Origin of the sequence: Clostridium sp. D53t1_180928_C8, assembly GCF_015667795.1 — a bacterium.
Classification (GTDB): domain Bacteria; phylum Bacillota; class Clostridia; order Clostridiales; family Clostridiaceae; genus Clostridium.
In genome coordinates, this window is record NZ_JADPEL010000001.1 from 97,322 (window position 1) to 118,014 (window position 20,693).

A 20,693-nucleotide genomic window follows, 5' to 3' on the forward strand; every position below is an offset into this window, starting at 1 on the left:
AAATATAGAGTTTTAAATATAAATAAAAGAGGTGTAGTATATGGCATATATAGACGTAAAAAATGTATATAAAAGATATAAAATAGGTGAAAACATAGTAGTAGCTAATAATGGAGTTAGTTTTTCTATTGAAAAAGGTGAATTTGTTGTAATTTTAGGTCCAAGTGGTGCTGGAAAATCAACAATACTTAATATTTTAGGTGGAATGGATAATTGTGATGAAGGAAAAATAGTAATTGATAATATTGATATATCAAAATTTAAAGATAGAGATCTTACTAAGTATAGAAGATACGATGTAGGATTTGTATTTCAATTTTATAATCTAGTACAAAATCTAACTGCAAAGGAAAATATAGAACTTGCTACACAAATTTCAAATAATTCATTAGATGTAGATAACACTATTGAATTAGTTGGACTTTCTCATAGGAAAGATAATTTTCCATCACAACTATCAGGGGGAGAGCAGCAGAGGGTTTCTATTGCAAGAGCTATAGCGAAAAATCCTAAGTTGTTATTATGTGATGAACCAACAGGAGCCCTTGATTATAAAACAGGTAAGCAAGTTTTAAAAACACTACAAGATACATGTAGAAAAATGAAAACTACAGTTGTAGTTATAACTCATAACTCAGCAATTGCACAAATGGCTGATAGGGTTATAAAGATAAACGATGCAAAAGTTAGAAGTGTTAATATTAATAATAATCCTTTATCAGTTGAAGAGATTGAATGGTAGAGGTGAGGTTTAATGAAGAATAAATCATATAGAAAATCAATAATAAGAGAAATTATATCATCAAAAGAAAGTTTTTTTTCTATATTATTAATTATCTTTTTAGGGGTTGCCTTTTATTCAGGTATAAAGTCAGCAGAGCCTGATATGAATAGATCAATAAATAAGTTTTATAGTAATCAGAATCTTATGGATAGCAAGATTGTATCAAATTTAGGATTAACAGATAAGGATTTAGAAGTTCTTAAAAATGATAATAAAATATTAGATTGTTATGGAACACATACAATAGATGTAAATCTTATAAATATGAATAATTTAGTTAGGTTTATGGAATATGATGAGCAAAATCAAATAAATAAATTTGTTGTTTTAGAAGGAAGGATGCCTGAAAACCAAGGAGAGATTGCTTTAGATGAAAGAGCCTTTAGATTAAATGAGAATTTAAAGATTGGTAATAGTTATACAATTGATTCAGATGAAGATAGCATGAAGCATTTTAAGGAGACAAACTTTAAAATAGTTGGTATGGTAAGAAGTCCAATGTATGTTGAAAAGGAATCCAGGGGAGTAACGTCTATTGGAAAAGGAACAATTGATTATTTTGCAGTTTTAAATAGTAAAGATATTTCTATGGATGTTTATACTGAAGTTTATTTGAGATTTAAAAATGTACAAGGATTGGATGCTTATGGAAATGAGTATGAAAATTTAATGGAAGAAAATAATAAGTATCTTGAAGGATTATTCACTAATAGAGCAGTAGAACGGGAAAATGAACTTAAGGAAGAGGTTAAAAGAGAATTTGAAGATGCATATAAAGAAATAGATGATAGTTATCAAAAGCTTTTAGAGGTAGAAGAATTAGGATACGGTAATGAAGAGATTAACATAAATAAGAAAAAACTATTAGAAGCAAAAGATGAAATTACAAGTAAAGAAAAAGAAGCTATTGATAGTATAGAAGAGTGTAAATATTATTTCTTTGATAGAACTGATAATCAAGGATATCTAGGATATAAGGATTCTATAAATTGTTTAGGAAATATCGCATCGGTACTACCGGTATTTTTCTTCTTAGTAGCAATATTAATTTGTTTAACTACAATGACAAGAATGGTAGAAGAAAATAGGTTAGAGATAGGTACGCTGAAAGCTTTAGGATATAATGATTTAGAAATATCATGGAAGTATATAATATATGCTTCATTAGCTAGTATTTCAGGAAGTATTTTAGGAATAGTTATTGGAAGCAATGTATTACCAGCTATAATTAGTAATGCTTATGGAAGTATATACAATGTGCCTAAAATAGATTTATATTATTACTCATCATATATTATTCAGTCTATAGCTATATCAATATTATGTACTGTTGGAGCTGCATTAATCGTTATAAATGTTGAATTAAAAAGTAAGCCGTCTAATTTAATGAGACCTAAGGCGCCAAGGATAGGAAAGAAAATATTATTAGAAAGAATTACACCTATATGGAAGAGGTTAAGCTTTAGTCATAAGGTAACCTTAAGAAATATTTTTAGATATAAGCAACGTATGATAATGACTGTCTTAGGAATTGCAGGATGCATGGCATTACTTGTTACTGGATTTGGATTAAAGGATTCTAATTCAGGTATGATAGATAAACAATTTAATAAATTGTGGAAATATGATGCAATGGTTATATTAGATACAAATTCAAATGAAGAAGAAAATATAAACTATAATAATGTATTAAATAAATTAAATGGATATAAAGATAGTTTAAATATTCATCAAGAATCAGTAACTTTTTATAAAGATAGTATGAATAAACAAACAGCTACCATATATGTTCTAGAAGATATTAGTAAGTTAAATGATTTTATATTATTAAATGATAGAATATCTGGAGAACAATATGAAATTAATGATGATGGAGTTGTTATTAGTGAAAAGTTAGCAGAGCTTCTAGGAGCATATGTTAATGATACAATAACATTAAAAGATGAAAATAATAATAATCATGAAGTGAAAATAGATAAAATAACTGAAAATTATGTTATGCATTATTTATATATGTCACCATCATATTATCAAAAAGTGTTTGAAAAAAATCCAGTATATAATACTCAGTTTATAAGGTTTGATAAAAATAGAGATAGTGATGATGAAATTTCATCAAAGCTTTTAGAGTGTGGAAATGTTACGAATGTTACTTTAACATCACAAATTCAAAAAAATACTCAAGATTCAAATGATAGTATGAATTTAGTTATGATAGTAATAATAGTAGCAGCAGGAAGCCTTGCATTTATAGTTTTATATAATCTTAATAATATAAATGTATCTGAACGTATAAGAGAGCTATCCACTATTAAAGTTATTGGTTTCTTTAATAATGAAGTTACTATGTATATATCTAGGGAAAATATAATATTAACTATAATGGGAATTTTAGTAGGATCATTATTAGGTAAAATTCTTCATACTTTTATACTTAATACAGCAGAAACTGATACCATGATGATGTATCCTAATATATCAATTGAAAGTTATATATTTTCGGCTTTATTAACTATAAGTTTCTCACTTATTGTTATGATTTTAATGCATATAAAACTAAAAAAGGTTAATATGATTGATGCACTAAAATCTAATGAATAAATAATTAGCTAGATAACAAAATTTGTATTAATCTTTATTAAGTAAGGATTAGTTACAACATAGTTATCTAGCTTTTTGTATTAAATATATAAAATACTTAATGCTATAAGAAATTGTCCAATATAATAAGCAGTCAAATTAAAGCCATTAATAATTTTAGGACAATCTTTATAAAGTAATATAAATGATAGTAGATAGTCAGATAATAAAAATAAAATTGCACCGGATATTAATAATATTATTACAGGTAAATTTAATGAAGTAATAGTTATAAGGGAAATGGATTTGCAAACCATGAAGCTTATGATTAAGCAATATATACTAGCAGGAAACAAAGATTTGTTAAAATTGATTTTTTTATTACACTTTAAGGTTGATAATAAAATAAATGATAGAAATATAGCAAAAATGAAATCTCTAATGTGAAGCTCAGATAGAGTTATAAAGCATAATGAATATAATATATGTGTAATTCCAAAGCTAATTCCACCACTTATTAGTAAAGTATTTTTAGCGTGTGGTTTTTTATAATCGATTCCTAAAAGTATATCTCCTAAGAAAGAAAATATTAAACCAATGAAAATAAAAAGAAAATATTTTAAATTGTTAGGATTACTTAAGTAAGAAAATAAAGCTATAAGCAAGAAGCATAAGCTAGTAAAAATTTTAGAAATTAATCTAAAATTAGAATCAGAAGTTAAGGTGAAATAAATTAATATTCCTAAACAAGAAAGACCTAATAATAAACATATATAAATTCCCATAAGCAACTCCAATAATAAATTTACTATTTATTATTATATTAAGCTTGTATCAATAGTATTGATACAATTAGTTAATGAATTTGTAGTAGAAAAATAGGTGAAACTATCTATAATAATATTATTTATCAAGGAGAAGTGTTATGGATATACAAAAGATGCCTGAAATTAATTTTGGGGAAGAAACTCCTATTAATTTGAAAACTAAAAAAGGCGAAATGAAAGGGCTTGTTCATAATGGAATAGCAGTTTTTAAAGGCGTTCCATATGCAAAACCGCCAGTAGGAGAGTTAAGATTTTGCCCTCCACAAGATGTAGAATCTTGGGAAGGTATAAGAGATTGTACAAAATTTGGACATTGTGCAATTCAGGAGGATAGTGTTCTTATTAATACTACTCCTAGTGAGGATTGTTTATATTTAAACATTTGGACACCAGTGGAACGTAAAGAGAAATTACCAGTGTTCTTTTGGATTCATGGTGGGGGATTCTTTAATGGGTGTGGTTCAATGCCTTATTATGATGGAACACATTTTGCATTAGAGGACGTTATAGTTGTAACTATAAACTATCGTTTAGGGGCAATTGGTTTTTTAGCTTTAGAAACATCATTAAAGAAATATGGAACAACTGGAAACTGGGGAACCCTTGATCAAATTAAAGCACTTAAATGGGTGAATGAAAATATTGATGATTTTGGAGGAGATCCAAATAGAATTACAATTGCAGGGGAATCAGCAGGTTCATTTTCAATTTCTAATCTAATAATGAGTCCTTTAACAAAAGGATTATTTAGTAAAGCTATTATGGAAAGTGGTTCTATTTTAGAAAATAAAATAGCAGTTCCTTTTACAGAAGCTAAGTTAGATAAATGTATTGATATGTCTAGGCGTTTTGCAGCTGTTTTTGGAGCTGATGATAGTGAAGAAGGATTAAATATTTTAAGAAAAATTGATCCACTTACATTGTGGCAAATGGGATTTTTCTCATCAGATGCTACAGTTACAGCACCATTTGCATTTTGGGCAGCTCAAGATGGATACGCTATACCAAAGGATCCATTAGAAGCTTTAAATAAAGGTGAAAATAATAAAGGTGAGTTTATAATTGGGTATAATCATGATGAGGGCGCTGTATTTATTTCAGGAGAAGTTTCTAAACAAGTTTATGATAAATATTTATATCAAACATTTAAAGGAAGAAAAGCAGAGAAAGTAAGAGAACATTACAAGGATAAATTTGATAATAATTATAGTCAAAAGGTAGTTGATATAGTAACATACTCTTATTTTAAAGCTGGAATGACACTTTTCCAAGAAAAATTAAGTGAACAAGGTAATGATATATATGCTTATGAATTTGATTATCTACCAAAAGGAAATTATCCATTATCTATGGCAGGAGCTCATCATGCAGTTGAAATTCCTTTTGTTTTTGATACAAATGAAGAGGTTGGAATTAAGTATGATGATACAGGTAAGAGAATTACAAAGCAAGTACATGATCTATGGCTTAATTTTATTAAGAACAGTAATCCTAATGAAGGAATTGATATAAAAGCTAATATGAAATGGGATAAATATAAAGCTAATGATAGAAAGATTTATTATTTAGCATCTGAAATTAAATGTGAAAGCACTAGGGATATAGATGAAATAGAGTTTTTTAGAAATATTATATATAAATAAATATAACTTTTAATAAAAAAGAAGTGATAAAACACTTCTTTTTTTATGTTAAAGATATTATATATAAAAATATTTTAATATATAAGTAAAGGTTTAGATGACATTATTCCAATAAAAGGCTTAAAAATTTCCCGGGAAAAGGCAGGAGTTTTAAGGATTTAAGTTATATTATGTCGCAATCTATTATTTGACATAGAGTACACTCTAGCACTTATAATGAAATTGCAGGAGGGATAAAATGGAATATTTGATAAAAGATGCATCTAAAAAACTTAATATTTCAATATATACTCTTAGATATTATGACAAGGAAGGATTAACTCCCTTTGTTAAAAAGGATGAAAATGGTGTAAGAAAATATACAGATGAGGATTTAGAATGGATAAGAATGCTTATAAATCTTAGAGATATTGATATGCCAATTTCTAATATTAAGGAATATATAGAATTATATTTAAAAGGTGATGAAACTATAGAGCAAAGAAGAGACCTAATGTGTAGATATAGAGAATATATAAAGAAAAAGGTTGAAGATACAATAAGTAGCTTAGAAATGGCTACAGAAAAATTAAGAAATTATGATTCTGCAGTTGCAGATATATTAGATGATACAAATTTATTTGAAAATAAAAAAATATATAATAAGTAAATTTTGGCCAAAGTTTCACTAAGTGAGAGGTGTAAATTGATAAAAAGATTAATAGTTGGTGGGGTAGTTTGTTTTGCAGCAACAGAAACAGCAATAGCTTCATATTTATTAAAAAGAACTCTTATAAGGAGTAGGACTGATGTTGAAAGAACTAAAAAGATGTCAGGAACAAATTGGGTTAAATATATTCCTGAAATACAGAAGAAAAAAGAGTGGCTTATGAAGCAGGAACATGAAGATGTATATATAAAATCAAATGATAATTTAAAGCTACACGGAATATTATTTCATAAAAAATCTTCAAAAAAGATAGTTATTTGTTTACATGGATATTCAAGTAAGGGAGGAACAAGTGATTATACTGCTATATCTAAATTTTATTTAGATAGGGACTTTAATATTCTTATGATAGATGCTAGAGCACATGGAGCTAGTGAAGGTAAATACATTGGGTTTGGATGTTTAGATAGGAATGACCTTATGAAATGGATACAATATGTCATAAACTTATTAGGTGATGATTGTGAGATATTATTACATGGTACATCTATGGGCGGAGCAACTGTACTAATGGCATCGGGATTAGAGCTTCCTACTAATATAAAAGGAATAATTTCTGATTGTGCATTTACTTCACCTGCAGACATATTTACTAATGTATTAAAAAATATGTATCACATATATCCTTATCCTATTATAAACATAGCAAGCGTAATTAGTAAAAAGATAGCAGGTTATGGATTAGACCAATGTAATTCAGCTGAAGAGGTAAAGAAAGCGAAAACTCCAATATTATTAATTCATGGAGATAATGATACCTTTGTTCCATGCTGTATGAGTGAGGAAATATATGAGAATTGTGCCTCAGCAAAAGCTTTATTTATAGTCAAGGGAGCTGGACATGCTGAATCTTATTATAAGGATACACAAGAATATCAAAAGAAAGTTGATGATTTTATAAAGAGATATTTTTCTAATAGGGAAGTGAAAATTAATGTTTAAGGAAATAGATAATAAAAGATTATATCCATTAACAGCAGCACAAAGATTACATTTTTTTACTTTAAAATATTGTCCTAAAAAGCAAGTATTAAATATAGGAACAAGTTTAACTATAAATGAAGATATTAATTTTAATATCTTAAAAGAATCTATATATGAAGCATATTCTAGATGCGAGTCAATGAGACTTAGGTTTGTTAGTGATTCAGAAGGTAATGTGATGCAATATGTAGCTGATAAAGAGGAAAGAGATATAGAATTTTATGATTTTTCAGATTGGAAAATGGAAGATGCAGAATTAAAAATGAGAGAGTGGACTGAAACTCCATTTGAAAGAGAAAATTCACCCTTAAATAAAATAATAATGATAGTAACACCTGATAATTATAAGGGAATATATTTATTGGTTGATCATATGACAATGGACGCACAGAGCATAATAGTATTTTTAAAAGATATAATCGAGATATATTGTAGTAAAAAGTATGATGGAATGAACTATCCAAAGGAAATGTATTCTTATATAAAACAAATTGAAAAAGATTTAGCTTATGAAGCAGAATCAAAAGCTAAAAATAGAGATACACATTATTTTAAAGAATTAATTGAAACATCAGAACCTATATATAATGATATTAATGGAATTGAAAGATTGTTAGAAGAAAGGAATTTAAGGGGTAATGAAAATATAAGAAATGTAACTAATGTTAGTAATAATGTTGATGCTAATGTTAGTAATAATGTTGATGCTAATATAACTGTATTTAATTTAGAGGAATATCCATCATATATATTAATGAAGTTTTGTGAAGAAAATAAAATTCCTATAGTTTGTTTACTAATGATGGGGCTAAGAACATATTTGCAAAAGGTTAATTATCAAGATGATGTATCTATAATGAGTACAATTGCAAGAAGAGCTACAATATCAGAAAAGAAGAGTGGAGGTACAAGGTTACATTGTTTTCCTTGTAGAACCATAGTTAGTAAGGATGAAACTTTTTTAGAAGGAATAGAAAAAATAAGAGAAGTCCAAAATTCATTATTTCGTCATGCAAATTTTAATCCAGTTGAATATTTATCGTATAGAACTAAATTTTATGATAATAAACAAGGTCAGACTTATGAACCATTTAGTTTAACATATCAGCCTTTAACTATGAAGAATACAAAATCAATGTTAGGACAAACTATAGATTTTAGTGATATTGATTATAAAACTAATTGGTATTCTAATGGTGTCTGTGCACATGCTCTATATTTAACAGTAATGCATAGAGCTAATGATAATGGATTGAATTTTAGCTTTGAATATCAAACAGGAAGAGTTAATGAGGAAAAGCTGCAATATATGTATTATTATATATGTAAGATTTTATTTGAGGGTATTAATAATCCAGATAAAACAGTAGGAGAAATAATTGAAAGTGTTTAGTTTAGGAGGTTAAATTATGATATTTAATAAGGTAAAAGATATATTAGATGAATATATAGACATAGATATAGAAGATATTACTTTAGAAACAAGGTTAGCGGATGATTTAGGAATTAATTCTTATGAATTTATGAGCATAATAGGAGCTGTTGAAGAGGAGTTTGATGTAGAAGTAGATGAAAAAGATATACTAAAACTTGTTACAGTTGCAGATTTATTAGATTATATAAGTAGTTTTACAGAAGAAAATGTATTGGTATAGATATATTTATATAGATAAGAAGTTTTCTAAGATAGAAAGAAGTAAAAAGCTTCATATAGAAGCAACTAATTTATTAGAAGAAAAGTTAATAGAAAAGTTTCACTTTAAGAAAAAGGACTTAAATTATAAATATGGGTTAAGAGGTAAACCATATTTAGAAAAAAGTCCTTTTAATTTTAGTATAAGTCATTGCAATGAGGTTGTTGTATGTGGAGTAAGTAGAAATAGGATTGGTATTGATATAGAGGATATAAAAAGTATTAATAAGTATGTTATAAAAAAAGCATTAACTGAATCAGAAGAAAAAATTATGAGTTTATATAATGAAAAAGAAGAGTATTTTTTTAGGCTTTGGAGTTTAAAGGAAGCTTTTATTAAGAGTATTGGTTATGGATTATCTTATGGAATGAGAAACATTGAATTTAATATTAACAATAGAGAAGGGAAAATTTATTGTAATATAAGTGGATTTAAGTTTAGACAAGAAAAAATAAAAGTAAACAATAAAGAATATATAATATCTGTAGCTTGGGAGGCATGTAATGGATAGTATTAAAAATATGAGGGACATTATAAATTATGCGGCTAAAGAATATGGTAATAATATAGCTTTTAAATATAAGATAAGTAAAAATGAAATTGAAAGTAAAACTTATAATGATTTAAAAAGTGATAGTGAAATAGTAAGCAATGTATTAAATAAATTAAATGTTTTAGGAAAACATGTAGCGATGATAGGGTCAACATCTTATCCGTGGATTATAAGTTATTTTGGAGTTGTAAATTCGGGAGGAGTAATAGTACCAATAGATGATAAGTTACCAGTAAATGACGTATGTAATCTTATAGAAAGGTCTGATGCAGAAGTATTAATATATGATAATAATAGATTAGATGTTGCAGAAGTTGTAAAAAGTAAATGTCCTAAAATAAAGTTTATAGTTTCAATGTCAGAAAAGTCTAATCTTGATTTTGCTTTATCATTAAATGAGCTAATGAAAGAAAATAAAGGGGATTTTTATATAGATATCGATAATGAAAAGTTATGTACAATATTATTTACTTCGGGAACTACAGGAAAAAGTAAGGGGGTAATGCTTAATCATAGGAATCTTACTGATAATGTAACTTCAGTTGATATGAAGCTTAAGCCAGGAACAGTTTCAATGATAGTATTACCTATAAATCATGTTTTTTGCTTTACGATGGATATATTAAAGGGCATATATTGTGGTCTATGTATATGTATAAATGATTCTATGATAAGAGTATCTAAAAATTTGAAGTTATTTAAGCCAGAGATTATGTGTCTTGTTCCAATGGTAATTGAAGGTTTATATGATAAGCTTATAGATGTAAGTGTTATGTTGCCTAAGAAATTTGTAGCAAAAGCTGCGTTAGGAGGAAATCTAAAAAAAATTTTTAGTGGAGGAGCATATTTAAATCCTAAATTTATTGATGGGTTTAAAGAGTTTGGAATAGATATAATACAAGGTTATGGTATGACAGAGTGTTCGCCTGTAATAAGTACTAACTTACCTGGAAAGGTAAAAAAAGAATCAGTAGGACAACTTATATCTAATTGTGAGGCAAAGATTATAGATGAAGAGATTTATGTTAAAGGATCAAGTGTTATGATGGGATATTATAAGATGCCTAAAGAAACAGAAGAAACATTAATTGATGGATATCTTAAAACAGGTGATTTAGGGTATATAGATGATGACAATTATATTTATATAACAGGAAGAAGAAAAAATTTGATAATTTTAGCCAATGGAGAAAATGTATCACCAGAAGAAATTGAAAATGAACTAACAATAAATAGAATGATAAAAGAAATAATTGTTAGTGAAGAGAATAATAGAATAAAGGCTGAAATATTCCCTAACTATGATTACTTAAGTAAGAAGAAAATTAAAAATGTTGAAGAAGAAATTAAGAGTATTATTGATAGGTATAATGCTGAAACTCCTATTTATAAAAGAATTACTACTCTTAAAATAAGAGAAACAGAATTTGATAAGACTACATCAAAGAAGATAAAAAGAGAATATGTTAATAAATAATATTATTAAAGGCTGTCTTTAAAAGGCAGCCTTAGTTAATTGGTAGAAATATAAAATACAATTTAACATTATTTTTAATTATATTAATTTATATCATTTACATTGAAATATGCTAACTATATAATTAGGATGTTAATTAATAAAATATATTATAAATATATTTTTTAGATTAAGTAAAAGATAAATATATAAACTAAAAAGATAGGGGGAATAGGCATGAAATCATTAAAAATTGCTTGTACCGAAAGAACTAGAAATTATTTTTTCACAGATAGGGAAACTATAGAAGTTGGTACAACTGATTATACTGATGTAGCAGCGGCTGTAGTTAATGAAAGTGATATAGAAAGTATCAATGATATATATGATACAAGATTTGGGATAGCTATATTTGTTTTAGCTGAAACAGATGAAATTAATGATGAAATTAAAAGTAAAGTACATAAGATATTAAATATAAATGAATTAAATGAAGAGATATTTAGTAAGGAAGTAAATAAAGCAGCTGATAAATATGAAGAAGAAATGTTGCCACCATTTTTTGATGTATTAAGTGAATATTCAAGAAGAGGAAATTTACAGTTCGCTTGTCCAGGCCATCAGGGAGGACAATATTTTATGAAGCATCCTGCTGGAAGAGCGATGTATGAGTTTTTTGGTGAAAATATATTTAAATCAGATATATGTAATGCAGATGTTGATTTAGGAGATTTATTAATACATGAGGGGCCAGCAATGTCAGCTCAAACTTATGCAGCAAAAGTATATAATGCCGATAAGACGTATTTTGTAATGAATGGAACAAGTACATCGAATTCTGTTGTAATAAATGCAATAGTATCCCCTGGAGATTTAGTTTTATTTGATAGAAATAATCATAAATCTATATATAATTCAGCTTTAGTTTCAAGTGCAGGAAAACCTGTATATTTAGAAACATCACGTAATCCTTTTGGTTTTATTGGTGGAATAGATGCTCATTGTTTTGATGAAAAATATTTAAGAAGCGAAGCAGCTAAGGTTGATGATAAAAAAGCTAAAGAAAAAAGACCTTTTAGATTAGCTGTTATTCAGCTTGGGACTTATGATGGAACTATATACAATGCAAGACAAGTAGTTGATAAGATAGGGCATCTTTGTGACTATATATTATTTGATTCTGCATGGGTAGGATATGAACAGTTTATTCCAATGATGAGAGATTGCTCACCCTTATTATTAGATTTAAAACCAGAAGATCCAGGAATATTAGTTACACAATCTATTCATAAGCAACAAGCAGGATTTTCACAAACATCTCAAATTCATAAGAAGGATAGCCATCTTAAAGGTCAAAAGCGTTATGTGGATCATAAGAGATTTAATAATGCATATATGTTATATGCTTCAACAAGTCCATTCTATCCATTATTCGCAGCTTTAGATGTTAATGCAAGAATGCAAGATGGAGAAGCAGGAAGGAAACTTTGGGCTGATTGCATAAAAGTTGGAGTTGAAGCGAGAAAAGATGTTTTAGAAAGATGTGAATTATTAAAGCCATTTATCCCACCAGTAGTTAAGGGAAAGCCATGGCAGGATTTTGATACAGAAGAAATAGCTAATGATATTGAATTCTTTAAGTTCTATCCAGGAGAAAAGTGGCATTCATTTGAAGGTTATGGAGAAAATCAATATTTTGTAGATCCTAATAAATTTATGTTAACAACTCCAGGAATAGATGTAGAAACTGGTGAGTATGAAGAGTTTGGTATACCAGCAACAATACTGGCAAATTATCTAAGAGATCATAGAGTAGTGCCAGAAAAAAATGATTTAAATTCAATATTATTCTTATTAACACCAGCAGAAACTACATCTAAAATGAAAGGGCTTGTAGATCATCTTGTTAGATTTGAAAATCTTATAAAAGATGATGCGCCATTAAGTGAAGCTTTACCAAGGCTTTATGAGAAGCATGAAGAAAGATATAAAGGTTATACAATAAGAAGACTATGCCAAGAAATGCATGATTTCTATAAGAAAAATGATGCAAAGACTTATCAAAAATTATTATTTAGAAGAGATTCACTACCAGAGTATGTTATGAATCCTAATGAGGCTAATATAGAGCTTAAGAGAAATAATGCTAAGTTAGTACCTTTAAGTGATATTGTTGGAGAAATTGCATTAGAGGGAGCTCTTCCTTATCCACCAGGAGTATTTTGCGTAGTGCCTGGTGAGAGATGGAATATTGTAGCTCAAAAGTACTTCTTAATTTTAGAAGAAGGAATAAATAAATTCCCAGGCTTTGCCCCAGAAATTCAAGGTGTTTACCTTGAAAAAGAGGATAATAAAGTAAGAGCTTATGGATATGTTTTAGATAAGTAAATTTATAATAAAAAGATATAATTATTAATGATATACTCCGTTCTATATATTTAGAGCGGAGTTTTTTTGTGAAATTTAAAGGCTGAATTACCATAAAAGTTTTGTCTTAAAATAATGTAATGTTTTTTGTAGAAATAAATTAAATTTGATATAAAATATAATTATATACAAAATTTACAAGAGGTGAAAATATGAATAGGGGATTTTATAAGAGAGTAAAAGATGAATTAAATAATAATAGGAATATTTATATAGCAACTATTATAAGAGATAAAGAGGACAAGCTATTTGGAAAGAAAATATTAATAGTTAATAATGAAGTAATAAGTGAAAATGAAGATGATATAGATTTTTACAAAAATATTGTGGAAAAAATTAATTTTAATGAATGTGGAAAAATATTAAGGATTAATGAAGAGCTTGAAATTATAATAGAAAATATTATATCAAAACCTAGCCTTGTAATTTGTGGAGGGGGACATATTGCATTATCATTAGCAAGTATGGCAAAAATGTTAGATTTTAATGTTACTGTTATTGATGATAGAGAAGAATTTGCTAACCAGAATAGATTTCCAGAGGTTGATAATATAATCTGTGATAACTTTAATGATGCATTAGATAAAATAGAGTTCAATAGAAATTCATACTTTGTTGTTGTTACAAGAGGACATAGAGCAGATCAGGATTGTGTTGAAAAGATATTAAAAAATGACTTTAGATATTTGGGTATGATAGGAAGTAAGGCTAAAGTTGCAAATTCAATAAGACAGTTATTAGAAAAGGGATATACTACAGAAGAAATAAATAAAGTAAATGCTCCAATTGGGCTTAATATAGGGGCTAAAACTCCAGCAGAAATATCAGTAAGTATTATGGCGCAAATTATTCAAGAGAAAAATAGTAAAAATTTATCTACTATTGATGAAGAAATACTAAATGATATTGTTTATGAGAATAGAAAAAAAATATTAGTAAGTATTTTAGATAAAAGAGGATCATCACCAAGAGGCATTGATGCTAAAATGCTTGTTAAAGATGATAGTAGTTTTATTGGAACTATTGGTGGTGGAGTTGTTGAAAATGCAGCTTATGAGAAAGCTTTAGAGTTAATAAAGGAAGAAAAATCACATATAGAAAGTTATGATTTATCAAATTCAGTAGCGGCAAAACTTGGTATGGCATGTGGGGGTACAATAAAGGTATTTTTTGAATATATAAAATAAACACGAAAAATACCTTTGAATTATAGTTTAGATATAAAAAAATAAAGACAAACTTTTTAATTGAAGTTTGTCTTTAATTTTTGTGTTTATAGGGGAAAAGAGTTAAAAAAATAAAAAAAACAAAAAAAGTGTAAAAAAAATAGAAAAATATACACATAATTCAAAATATATGATAAAATCATCCTGTAAATAAAAAAACGTACATTTTTCAAATAAAATAAAAATATTGTTCGTGAAAATATTTTGCTATTTATAGGGGGGCATATAATGAAAACTGGAAGTGTTTATGAATTAGAAGGAAGAGTACCTTTAAAACAAGCTATCCCATTAGGGATTCAACATGTATTAGCTATGTTTTTAGGAAATGTATCACCGTTAATAATAGTATGTGGACTTTTAGATATTCCATTAGAAACTAAATCAATGTTGATTCAAAACTCAATGTTTGTAGCAGGTGTTGCAACTTTAATTCAATTATATCCAATTTTAAAGGTTGGAAGCGGTCTGCCTGTTGTTATGGGGACAAGCTCAGGATTTATAGGTACACAAAAAGCTATAGGAGTTACTTATGGATATTCAGCAATAATGGGAGCTTCATTAGTTGGTGCTTTATTAGAAATAGTTTTAGGATTCTTTATTAAACCATTAAGAAAATTATTTCCACCTATAGTAACAAGCTTAGTTGTTATATCTATAGGACTTTCATTACTTCCTGTTGGAGTAAAGTATTTTGCAGGTGGAGCTGGAGCTGCTGACTTTGGTTCTAAAAATCATTTAATAGTAGGAACAGTAGTAATTTTAGTAATAATAGTGTTACAAAATTTCACAAAAGGGTTTATAAAAACATCAGCAATATTAATAGGAATAATAGTAGGATATATATTATCGATAGTTATGGGAATGGTTGATTTCACAGCTGTAAAAGAAGCAGCATGGATAAGTTTACCTAGACCATTTGTTATGGGATTTGAATTTAGATTAGATGCAATAATTTCAATGGCAATAATGTACATTGCAACTACAGTAGAAACAATAGGAGATATTTCTGCTATTGCAGTAGGTGGTCTTGGAAGAGAAGCTACAGATAAGGAGTTAGCTGGAGGGGTTGTTGCAGATGGTGTTTCAAGTTTTATAGCGGCTTTATTTGGAGTTGCACCAAATACTTCATTTAGCCAAAATGTTGGACTTGTTGCAGTAACTAAGGTTGTAAATAAATTTGTAATTATGACAGGAGCTGTATTTTTAATTTTAGCAGGATTCTTTCCAAAATTAAGTGCAATACTTTCGGTAATGCCACAATCAGTTCTTGGAGGAGCTGCTGTTATAATGTTTGCAATGATATTTGTTAGTGGATTACAATCATTATTTAGAGAAAAATTAGATGGTAGAAATGGATTAATAGTTGCATTAGCTATAGGGATTGGGGTTGGAATAGGTAATGTTCCAGAAGCTTTAGCGCAATTACCAACTTGGGTTAGTAATATATTTGCACAAAATGGTATAATAATGACATTTGTTATAGCAACTGTATTAAACTTAGTATTACCACAGGATAAAGAAAAAAGTGAACTAGTAAATGTATAAAATTTTTATAAAAAAAGGGCTTATATCTAATAATGATATATAGCCCCTTTGTTGAGTTTATAGGAGGAGAATAATTTGTTTACGATTAGAAATTATGTAGTAGCAGAAAGCTTAGAACAAGCGTATGAATTAAACCAAAAAAAGAACAATGTTGTTTTAGGGGGAATAGGTTGGCTTAAGATGGGTGGAAGAAATATTCAAAATGCCATTGATTTATCAGCCTTAGGTTTAGATAAAATAGAGGAAGATGAAGAGTGCTTTAAAATAGGATGTATGTGTACATTAAGACAATTAGAAATTGATAAGAATTTAAACTCTTATTTTGATGGAATTATTTCAAAGTCATTAATACATATTGTAGGAGTTCAATTTAGAAATTGCGCCACTATAGGAGGTAGTATTTACTCACGTTTTGGATTTTCTGACATATTAACTTCATTATTAGCATTAGAAACATATGTAGAACTTTTTAATGGTGGAATAATACCATTAACTGAATACAGAGATATGCCTTATGATAATGATATTTTAGTAAGGGTAATAATAAAGAAAGATAATAGAAAAGCAGCTTATTTAACACATAGAAATAGTGCTACGGATATTCCAACTTTAGCAGTTGCAGCTTCTAGAGTAGAGAAGAGATGGAATATTGTAATTGGAGCTAGACCACAAAAGGCTATTAACATAAATGCAGCCGAACTTTTAAGTGAAGTTCCTACACAAAATGAAATTGATGATGTAGTTAATTATGTTATGGAAAATATTAAATTTGATAGTAACATGAGGGGAAGTAAGGAATATAGAAAAATACTAGCAAAAGTATTTATAAATAGAGCAATAAGTGAAATTACAGGAGGAAACTATGGAAATTAAACTATGGATAAACAATAAACTTTTTCAAGATAATGTAGAAGCAGATATGTTATTAATTGATTATGTAAGGAGCAAAGGATTTTTTAGTGTAAAAAGAGGGTGCGAAACTGCAAATTGTGGATTATGTACTGTTCATCTAGATGGAAAACCAGTCTTATCATGTAGTACTCTTGTAATGAAAGCAAATGGAAAAAAGGTAACAACACTTGAAGGGTTACAAGAAGAGGCAGAGGAATTTGGAGCATTTATGGCAGACCAGGGAGCAGAGCAATGTGGTTTCTGTAGTCCAGGATTTGTTATGAATGTATTAGCTATGAAAAAAGAGTTATCAAATCCTACGGAAGATGAAATTAAGCATTATTTGGTAGGTAATCTTTGTAGATGTACAGGGTATATGAGCCAATTAAGAGCTATAAAAAACTTTTTAGAAGCTAAAAAGGAGGACTAAAAATGAAGTACGTTAATAAAGGTATAAGAAAAAAGGATGCAATGTCATTACTTACAGGGAAGCCGGTTTACACAGATGATATAGCTCCAAGTAACTGTTTAATAGTAAAAGTGCTTAGAAGTCCTCATGCACATGCATTAATTGAAGATATTAATATTACAATTGCTAGCAAGGTACCTGGAATAGAGTGTATTTTAACATATAAAGATGTACCGCAAAAAAGATTTACAACAGCAGGACAATCTTATCCAGAACCAAGCCCATATGATAGATTGATTTTAGATAAAAGATTAAGATGCGTTGGAGACCCAGTTGCTATAGTTGCAGGTGAGAATGAAAAGGCGGTTAATAAAGCTTTAAATTTAATAAAAGTTAAATATGAAGTTTTAGATGCTGTTTTAGATTTTAGAGAAGCAATTGATAATGAGGTTATAGTTCATCCTGAAGATGATTTTATTGCATTAAATGATTGGATTAATGTAGATAAAAATAGAAATATATGTTCAAAGGGTGATTTTATATATGGCAATGTTGAAGAAGAATTGAGTAAATGTGCTCATATTATAGAGCAAACTTATCATACTAAAGCAAATAGCCAAGCTATGATGGAGACTTTTAGAGCATTTACTGAATTAGATACATATGGAAGATTAAATATAACAAGTGCAACTCAAGTTCCGTTCCATGTAAGACGTATATTAGCAAATGCTTTAGATATGCCTAAATCAAAAATAAGAGTTATTAAGCCAAGAATCGGTGGAGGATTTGGAGCGAAGCAAAGCGTTGTTGCAGAAATATTTCCAGCTATAGTTACGATGAAAACTGGAAAACCAGCTAAAATGGTTTATACTCGTGAAGAAAGTATGACTAATGGTAGTCCAAGACATGAGATGGAAATTAAGGTTAAGGTAGGTTCTGATGAGAATGGTATAATTAAGGCTATTTATATGTATACTTTATCTAATGCAGGTGCGTATGGAGATCATGGACCAACAACTGTTGGATTGGCTGGTCATAAATCAATGCCTCTTTACAACGGAGCAAAAGCATATAAATTTGAATATGATGTTGTTTATTCAAATACTATGGGAGCAGGAGCCTATAGAGGGTATGGAGCTACTCAAGGATTATTTGCATTAGAATCTGCTGTAAATGAATTAGCGGATAAATTAAATATTGATCCTATTAAATTAAGAGAAATGAATATGGTTGCTGAAGGTGAAATAATGCCAGCGTACTATAATGAACCTGCAAATAGCTGCGCTTTAGATAGATGTTTATCTAGAGCAAAGGAAATGATAGATTGGGATAATAAATACCCATGTAGAGATATGGGGAATGGAAAAGTAAGATCAGTTGGTGTTGCTATGGCTATGCAAGGTTCAGGTATATCATCAATAGATACAGCAGCAGTTGAGATTAAGCTTAATGATGATGGGTTCTATACATTGATGATTGGTGCAGCTGATATGGGTACAGGCTGTGATACAATATTAGCTCAAATGGCAGCAGATTGTTTAGAATGTGATGTTGATAATATTATAGTTCATGGTGTTGATACAGATCAAAGTCCATATGATACTGGATCTTATGCATCTAGTACAACATATATAACAGGTGGAGCAGTTATAAAAACTTGTGAAAAAATGAAAAAGAGAATTATTGAAGAGGCATCAAAGGCATTAAAATGTCCAGTTGAAAATTTACAGTTTGATGGTGAAAAAGTATTTTCAATAGAAGATGAAAAAGAAATAACATTAATTGATATAGCTAATAATACCTTAGTTGGTGGATTTAGAACTATAAGTGAAAGTGAATCACATTATTCAGAGGTTTCACCACCTCCATTTATGGTTGGAATTGTTGAAACAGAAGTAGATAAATTAACTGGAAAAGTTGATATAATTGATTATGTTGCAGTTGTAGACTGTGGAACAGTTGTAAACCCTAACCTAGCAAGAATTCAAGCAGAAGGTGGTATTGCTCAAGGTATTGGAATGGCACTTTATGAGGATATTACTTATAATGAAAAAGGAAAAATGAGAAATGACTCATTCCTTCAATATAAAATACCTACAAGACTTGATGTTGGAAATATAAGAGTTGAGTTTGAATCAAGTTATGAACAAACAGGACCATTTGGAGCTAAATCAATAGGGGAAATAGTTATTAATACACCTTCTCCAGCTTTAGCACATGCAGTATATAATGCAACTAAGGTGAATGTAAGAGCATTACCAATAACATCAGAAAAAATAGTTATGGGAATGTTAAATGATAATATGTAATAATAAAAGTGAAGTCTTTTTTAGGCTTCACTTTTATTAAAATAATTTTGAAGAGGTGAGTTAGGATATGAAGATAAATTTAATTTTATTAGCGGCTGGAAATAGTAAAAGGTTTAAAGGAAATAAATTATTAGCAATATATAAAGATAAGCCAATATATATGCATATAGTTAATAATATTACTAAGTTAGAAGTTAATAAAATAATATGTGTAACTCAATATGAAGAAATAAAGAAAGAATTATTAAATACTAATATTACTGTTATTATGAATACTAACAGTAGCATAGGAATTTCAAGCTCTATAAAATTGGGAATAAATTTCGATAAAGAAGCTGATGGATATATGTTTATGGTATGTGATCAGCCATTTATTACAGAAAAAACTTTAAAAATATTATTAGATAATTTTATTAATGGAGAAAAAGGTATAGTTTGTGTTGGATGTGGAAATAATAAAGGTAATCCAGTTATCTTTTCAAAAAAATATATTGATGAATTATTATTATTAGAAGGAGATAATGGGGGAAGACAAATACTAAAGGAGCATTTAAATGATTTAAATGTAGTAAATATTGATAATGATATTGAATTATTTGATATAGATACAAGGGAAGAATTTATAAAAATATCTAATATAAAATGTTTACATTAAG

At 28.2% G+C, this 20,693-nt stretch carries 16 protein-coding genes; all 16 read left to right on the forward strand.

Features of this window, described 5'->3' with window-relative positions; all coding sequences use genetic code 11:
* Window positions 1-40 precede the first annotated feature (40 nt).
* The 16 genes from I4V51_RS00430 to I4V51_RS00510 all read left to right on the forward strand — a co-directional run bounded on the left by I4V51_RS00430 (window position 41) and on the right by I4V51_RS00510 (window position 20,692).
* The gene (locus tag I4V51_RS00430) at window positions 41-742 is read left to right on the forward strand and encodes an ABC transporter ATP-binding protein (RefSeq protein ID WP_195986360.1); all 702 of its coding nucleotides are present in this window, start codon (window positions 41-43) and stop codon (window positions 740-742) included.
* A 12-nt stretch (window positions 743-754) separates the two neighbouring features.
* Window positions 755-3,385: an ABC transporter permease gene (locus I4V51_RS00435; RefSeq protein WP_195986361.1), complete on the forward strand. Its 2,631-nt coding sequence runs from the start codon at window positions 755-757 to the stop codon at window positions 3,383-3,385.
* A 904-nt stretch (window positions 3,386-4,289) separates the two neighbouring features.
* Window positions 4,290-5,834, forward strand: a complete 1,545-nt coding sequence (locus tag I4V51_RS00445; RefSeq protein ID WP_195986363.1) for a carboxylesterase family protein — start codon at window positions 4,290-4,292, stop codon at window positions 5,832-5,834.
* Between the two features lie 238 nt (window positions 5,835-6,072).
* Window positions 6,073-6,483, forward strand: a complete 411-nt coding sequence (locus I4V51_RS00450; protein WP_195986364.1) for a MerR family transcriptional regulator — start codon at window positions 6,073-6,075, stop codon at window positions 6,481-6,483.
* Between the two features lie 36 nt (window positions 6,484-6,519).
* Window positions 6,520-7,485, forward strand: coding sequence for an alpha/beta hydrolase (locus tag I4V51_RS00455; RefSeq protein ID WP_195986365.1), 966 nt, complete (start codon window positions 6,520-6,522; stop codon window positions 7,483-7,485).
* A complete protein-coding gene (locus I4V51_RS00460) occupies window positions 7,478-8,920 on the forward strand; it encodes a condensation domain-containing protein (protein WP_195986366.1) in 1,443 nt (480 codons plus the stop codon). Before I4V51_RS00455 ends, I4V51_RS00460 begins: the two co-directional genes overlap by 8 nt.
* A gap of 16 nt (window positions 8,921-8,936) precedes the next feature.
* A complete protein-coding gene (locus tag I4V51_RS00465; RefSeq protein WP_195986367.1) occupies window positions 8,937-9,182 on the forward strand; it encodes a phosphopantetheine-binding protein in 246 nt (81 codons plus the stop codon).
* Window positions 9,169-9,732 (forward strand): 4'-phosphopantetheinyl transferase superfamily protein, encoded by a 564-nt coding sequence (locus tag I4V51_RS00470; protein ID WP_195986368.1) that lies wholly within the window; start codon window positions 9,169-9,171, stop codon window positions 9,730-9,732. The genes I4V51_RS00465 and I4V51_RS00470 overlap by 14 nt, the downstream gene beginning before the upstream one ends.
* Window positions 9,725-11,251 (forward strand): AMP-binding protein, encoded by a 1,527-nt coding sequence (locus tag I4V51_RS00475; protein ID WP_195986369.1) that lies wholly within the window; start codon window positions 9,725-9,727, stop codon window positions 11,249-11,251. The genes I4V51_RS00470 and I4V51_RS00475 overlap by 8 nt, the downstream gene beginning before the upstream one ends.
* Window positions 11,252-11,467: 216 nt before the next feature.
* Complete coding sequence (gene speC / locus I4V51_RS00480; protein ID WP_195986370.1) at window positions 11,468-13,618, forward strand: ornithine decarboxylase; 2,151 nt, start codon at window positions 11,468-11,470, stop codon at window positions 13,616-13,618.
* A 191-nt stretch (window positions 13,619-13,809) separates the two neighbouring features.
* The gene (locus tag I4V51_RS00485; protein WP_195986371.1) at window positions 13,810-14,844 is read left to right on the forward strand and encodes an XdhC/CoxI family protein; all 1,035 of its coding nucleotides are present in this window, start codon (window positions 13,810-13,812) and stop codon (window positions 14,842-14,844) included.
* Window positions 14,845-15,111: 267 nt separating this feature from the next.
* Entirely contained in the window at window positions 15,112-16,428 is a 1,317-nt protein-coding gene (locus I4V51_RS00490; RefSeq protein WP_195986372.1) for a nucleobase:cation symporter-2 family protein, read from the forward strand.
* A gap of 75 nt (window positions 16,429-16,503) precedes the next feature.
* The gene (locus tag I4V51_RS00495) at window positions 16,504-17,301 is read left to right on the forward strand and encodes an FAD binding domain-containing protein (protein ID WP_195986373.1); all 798 of its coding nucleotides are present in this window, start codon (window positions 16,504-16,506) and stop codon (window positions 17,299-17,301) included.
* Complete coding sequence (locus I4V51_RS00500; protein ID WP_195986374.1) at window positions 17,291-17,749, forward strand: (2Fe-2S)-binding protein; 459 nt, start codon at window positions 17,291-17,293, stop codon at window positions 17,747-17,749. The genes I4V51_RS00495 and I4V51_RS00500 overlap by 11 nt, the downstream gene beginning before the upstream one ends.
* 2 nt (window positions 17,750-17,751) lie before the next feature.
* Complete coding sequence (locus I4V51_RS00505; protein ID WP_195986375.1) at window positions 17,752-20,037, forward strand: molybdopterin cofactor-binding domain-containing protein; 2,286 nt, start codon at window positions 17,752-17,754, stop codon at window positions 20,035-20,037.
* Window positions 20,038-20,104: 67 nt separating this feature from the next.
* Window positions 20,105-20,692 carry a nucleotidyltransferase family protein gene (locus I4V51_RS00510; RefSeq protein WP_195986376.1) on the forward strand — a complete coding sequence of 196 codons (588 nt, stop codon included), beginning with the start codon at window positions 20,105-20,107 and terminating at the stop codon, window positions 20,690-20,692.
* Window position 20,693 lies beyond the last annotated feature (1 nt).

Coding starts and splice junctions, on each gene's coding strand:
- I4V51_RS00500 (WP_195986374.1), top strand. CDS start 17,291: ATGGAAATTAAACTATGGATAAACAATAAACTTTTTCAAGATAATGTA.
- I4V51_RS00490 (WP_195986372.1), top strand. CDS start 15,112: ATGAAAACTGGAAGTGTTTATGAATTAGAAGGAAGAGTACCTTTAAAA.
- I4V51_RS00485 (WP_195986371.1), top strand. CDS start 13,810: ATGAATAGGGGATTTTATAAGAGAGTAAAAGATGAATTAAATAATAAT.
- I4V51_RS00465 (WP_195986367.1), top strand. CDS start 8,937: ATGATATTTAATAAGGTAAAAGATATATTAGATGAATATATAGACATA.
- I4V51_RS00460 (WP_195986366.1), top strand. CDS start 7,478: ATGTTTAAGGAAATAGATAATAAAAGATTATATCCATTAACAGCAGCA.
- I4V51_RS00505 (WP_195986375.1), top strand. CDS start 17,752: ATGAAGTACGTTAATAAAGGTATAAGAAAAAAGGATGCAATGTCATTA.
- I4V51_RS00450 (WP_195986364.1), top strand. CDS start 6,073: ATGGAATATTTGATAAAAGATGCATCTAAAAAACTTAATATTTCAATA.
- I4V51_RS00510 (WP_195986376.1), top strand. CDS start 20,105: ATGAAGATAAATTTAATTTTATTAGCGGCTGGAAATAGTAAAAGGTTT.
- I4V51_RS00470 (WP_195986368.1), top strand. CDS start 9,169: ATGTATTGGTATAGATATATTTATATAGATAAGAAGTTTTCTAAGATA.
- I4V51_RS00435 (WP_195986361.1), top strand. CDS start 755: ATGAAGAATAAATCATATAGAAAATCAATAATAAGAGAAATTATATCA.
- I4V51_RS00430 (WP_195986360.1), top strand. CDS start 41: ATGGCATATATAGACGTAAAAAATGTATATAAAAGATATAAAATAGGT.
- speC (WP_195986370.1), top strand. CDS start 11,468: ATGAAATCATTAAAAATTGCTTGTACCGAAAGAACTAGAAATTATTTT.
- I4V51_RS00475 (WP_195986369.1), top strand. CDS start 9,725: ATGGATAGTATTAAAAATATGAGGGACATTATAAATTATGCGGCTAAA.
- I4V51_RS00445 (WP_195986363.1), top strand. CDS start 4,290: ATGGATATACAAAAGATGCCTGAAATTAATTTTGGGGAAGAAACTCCT.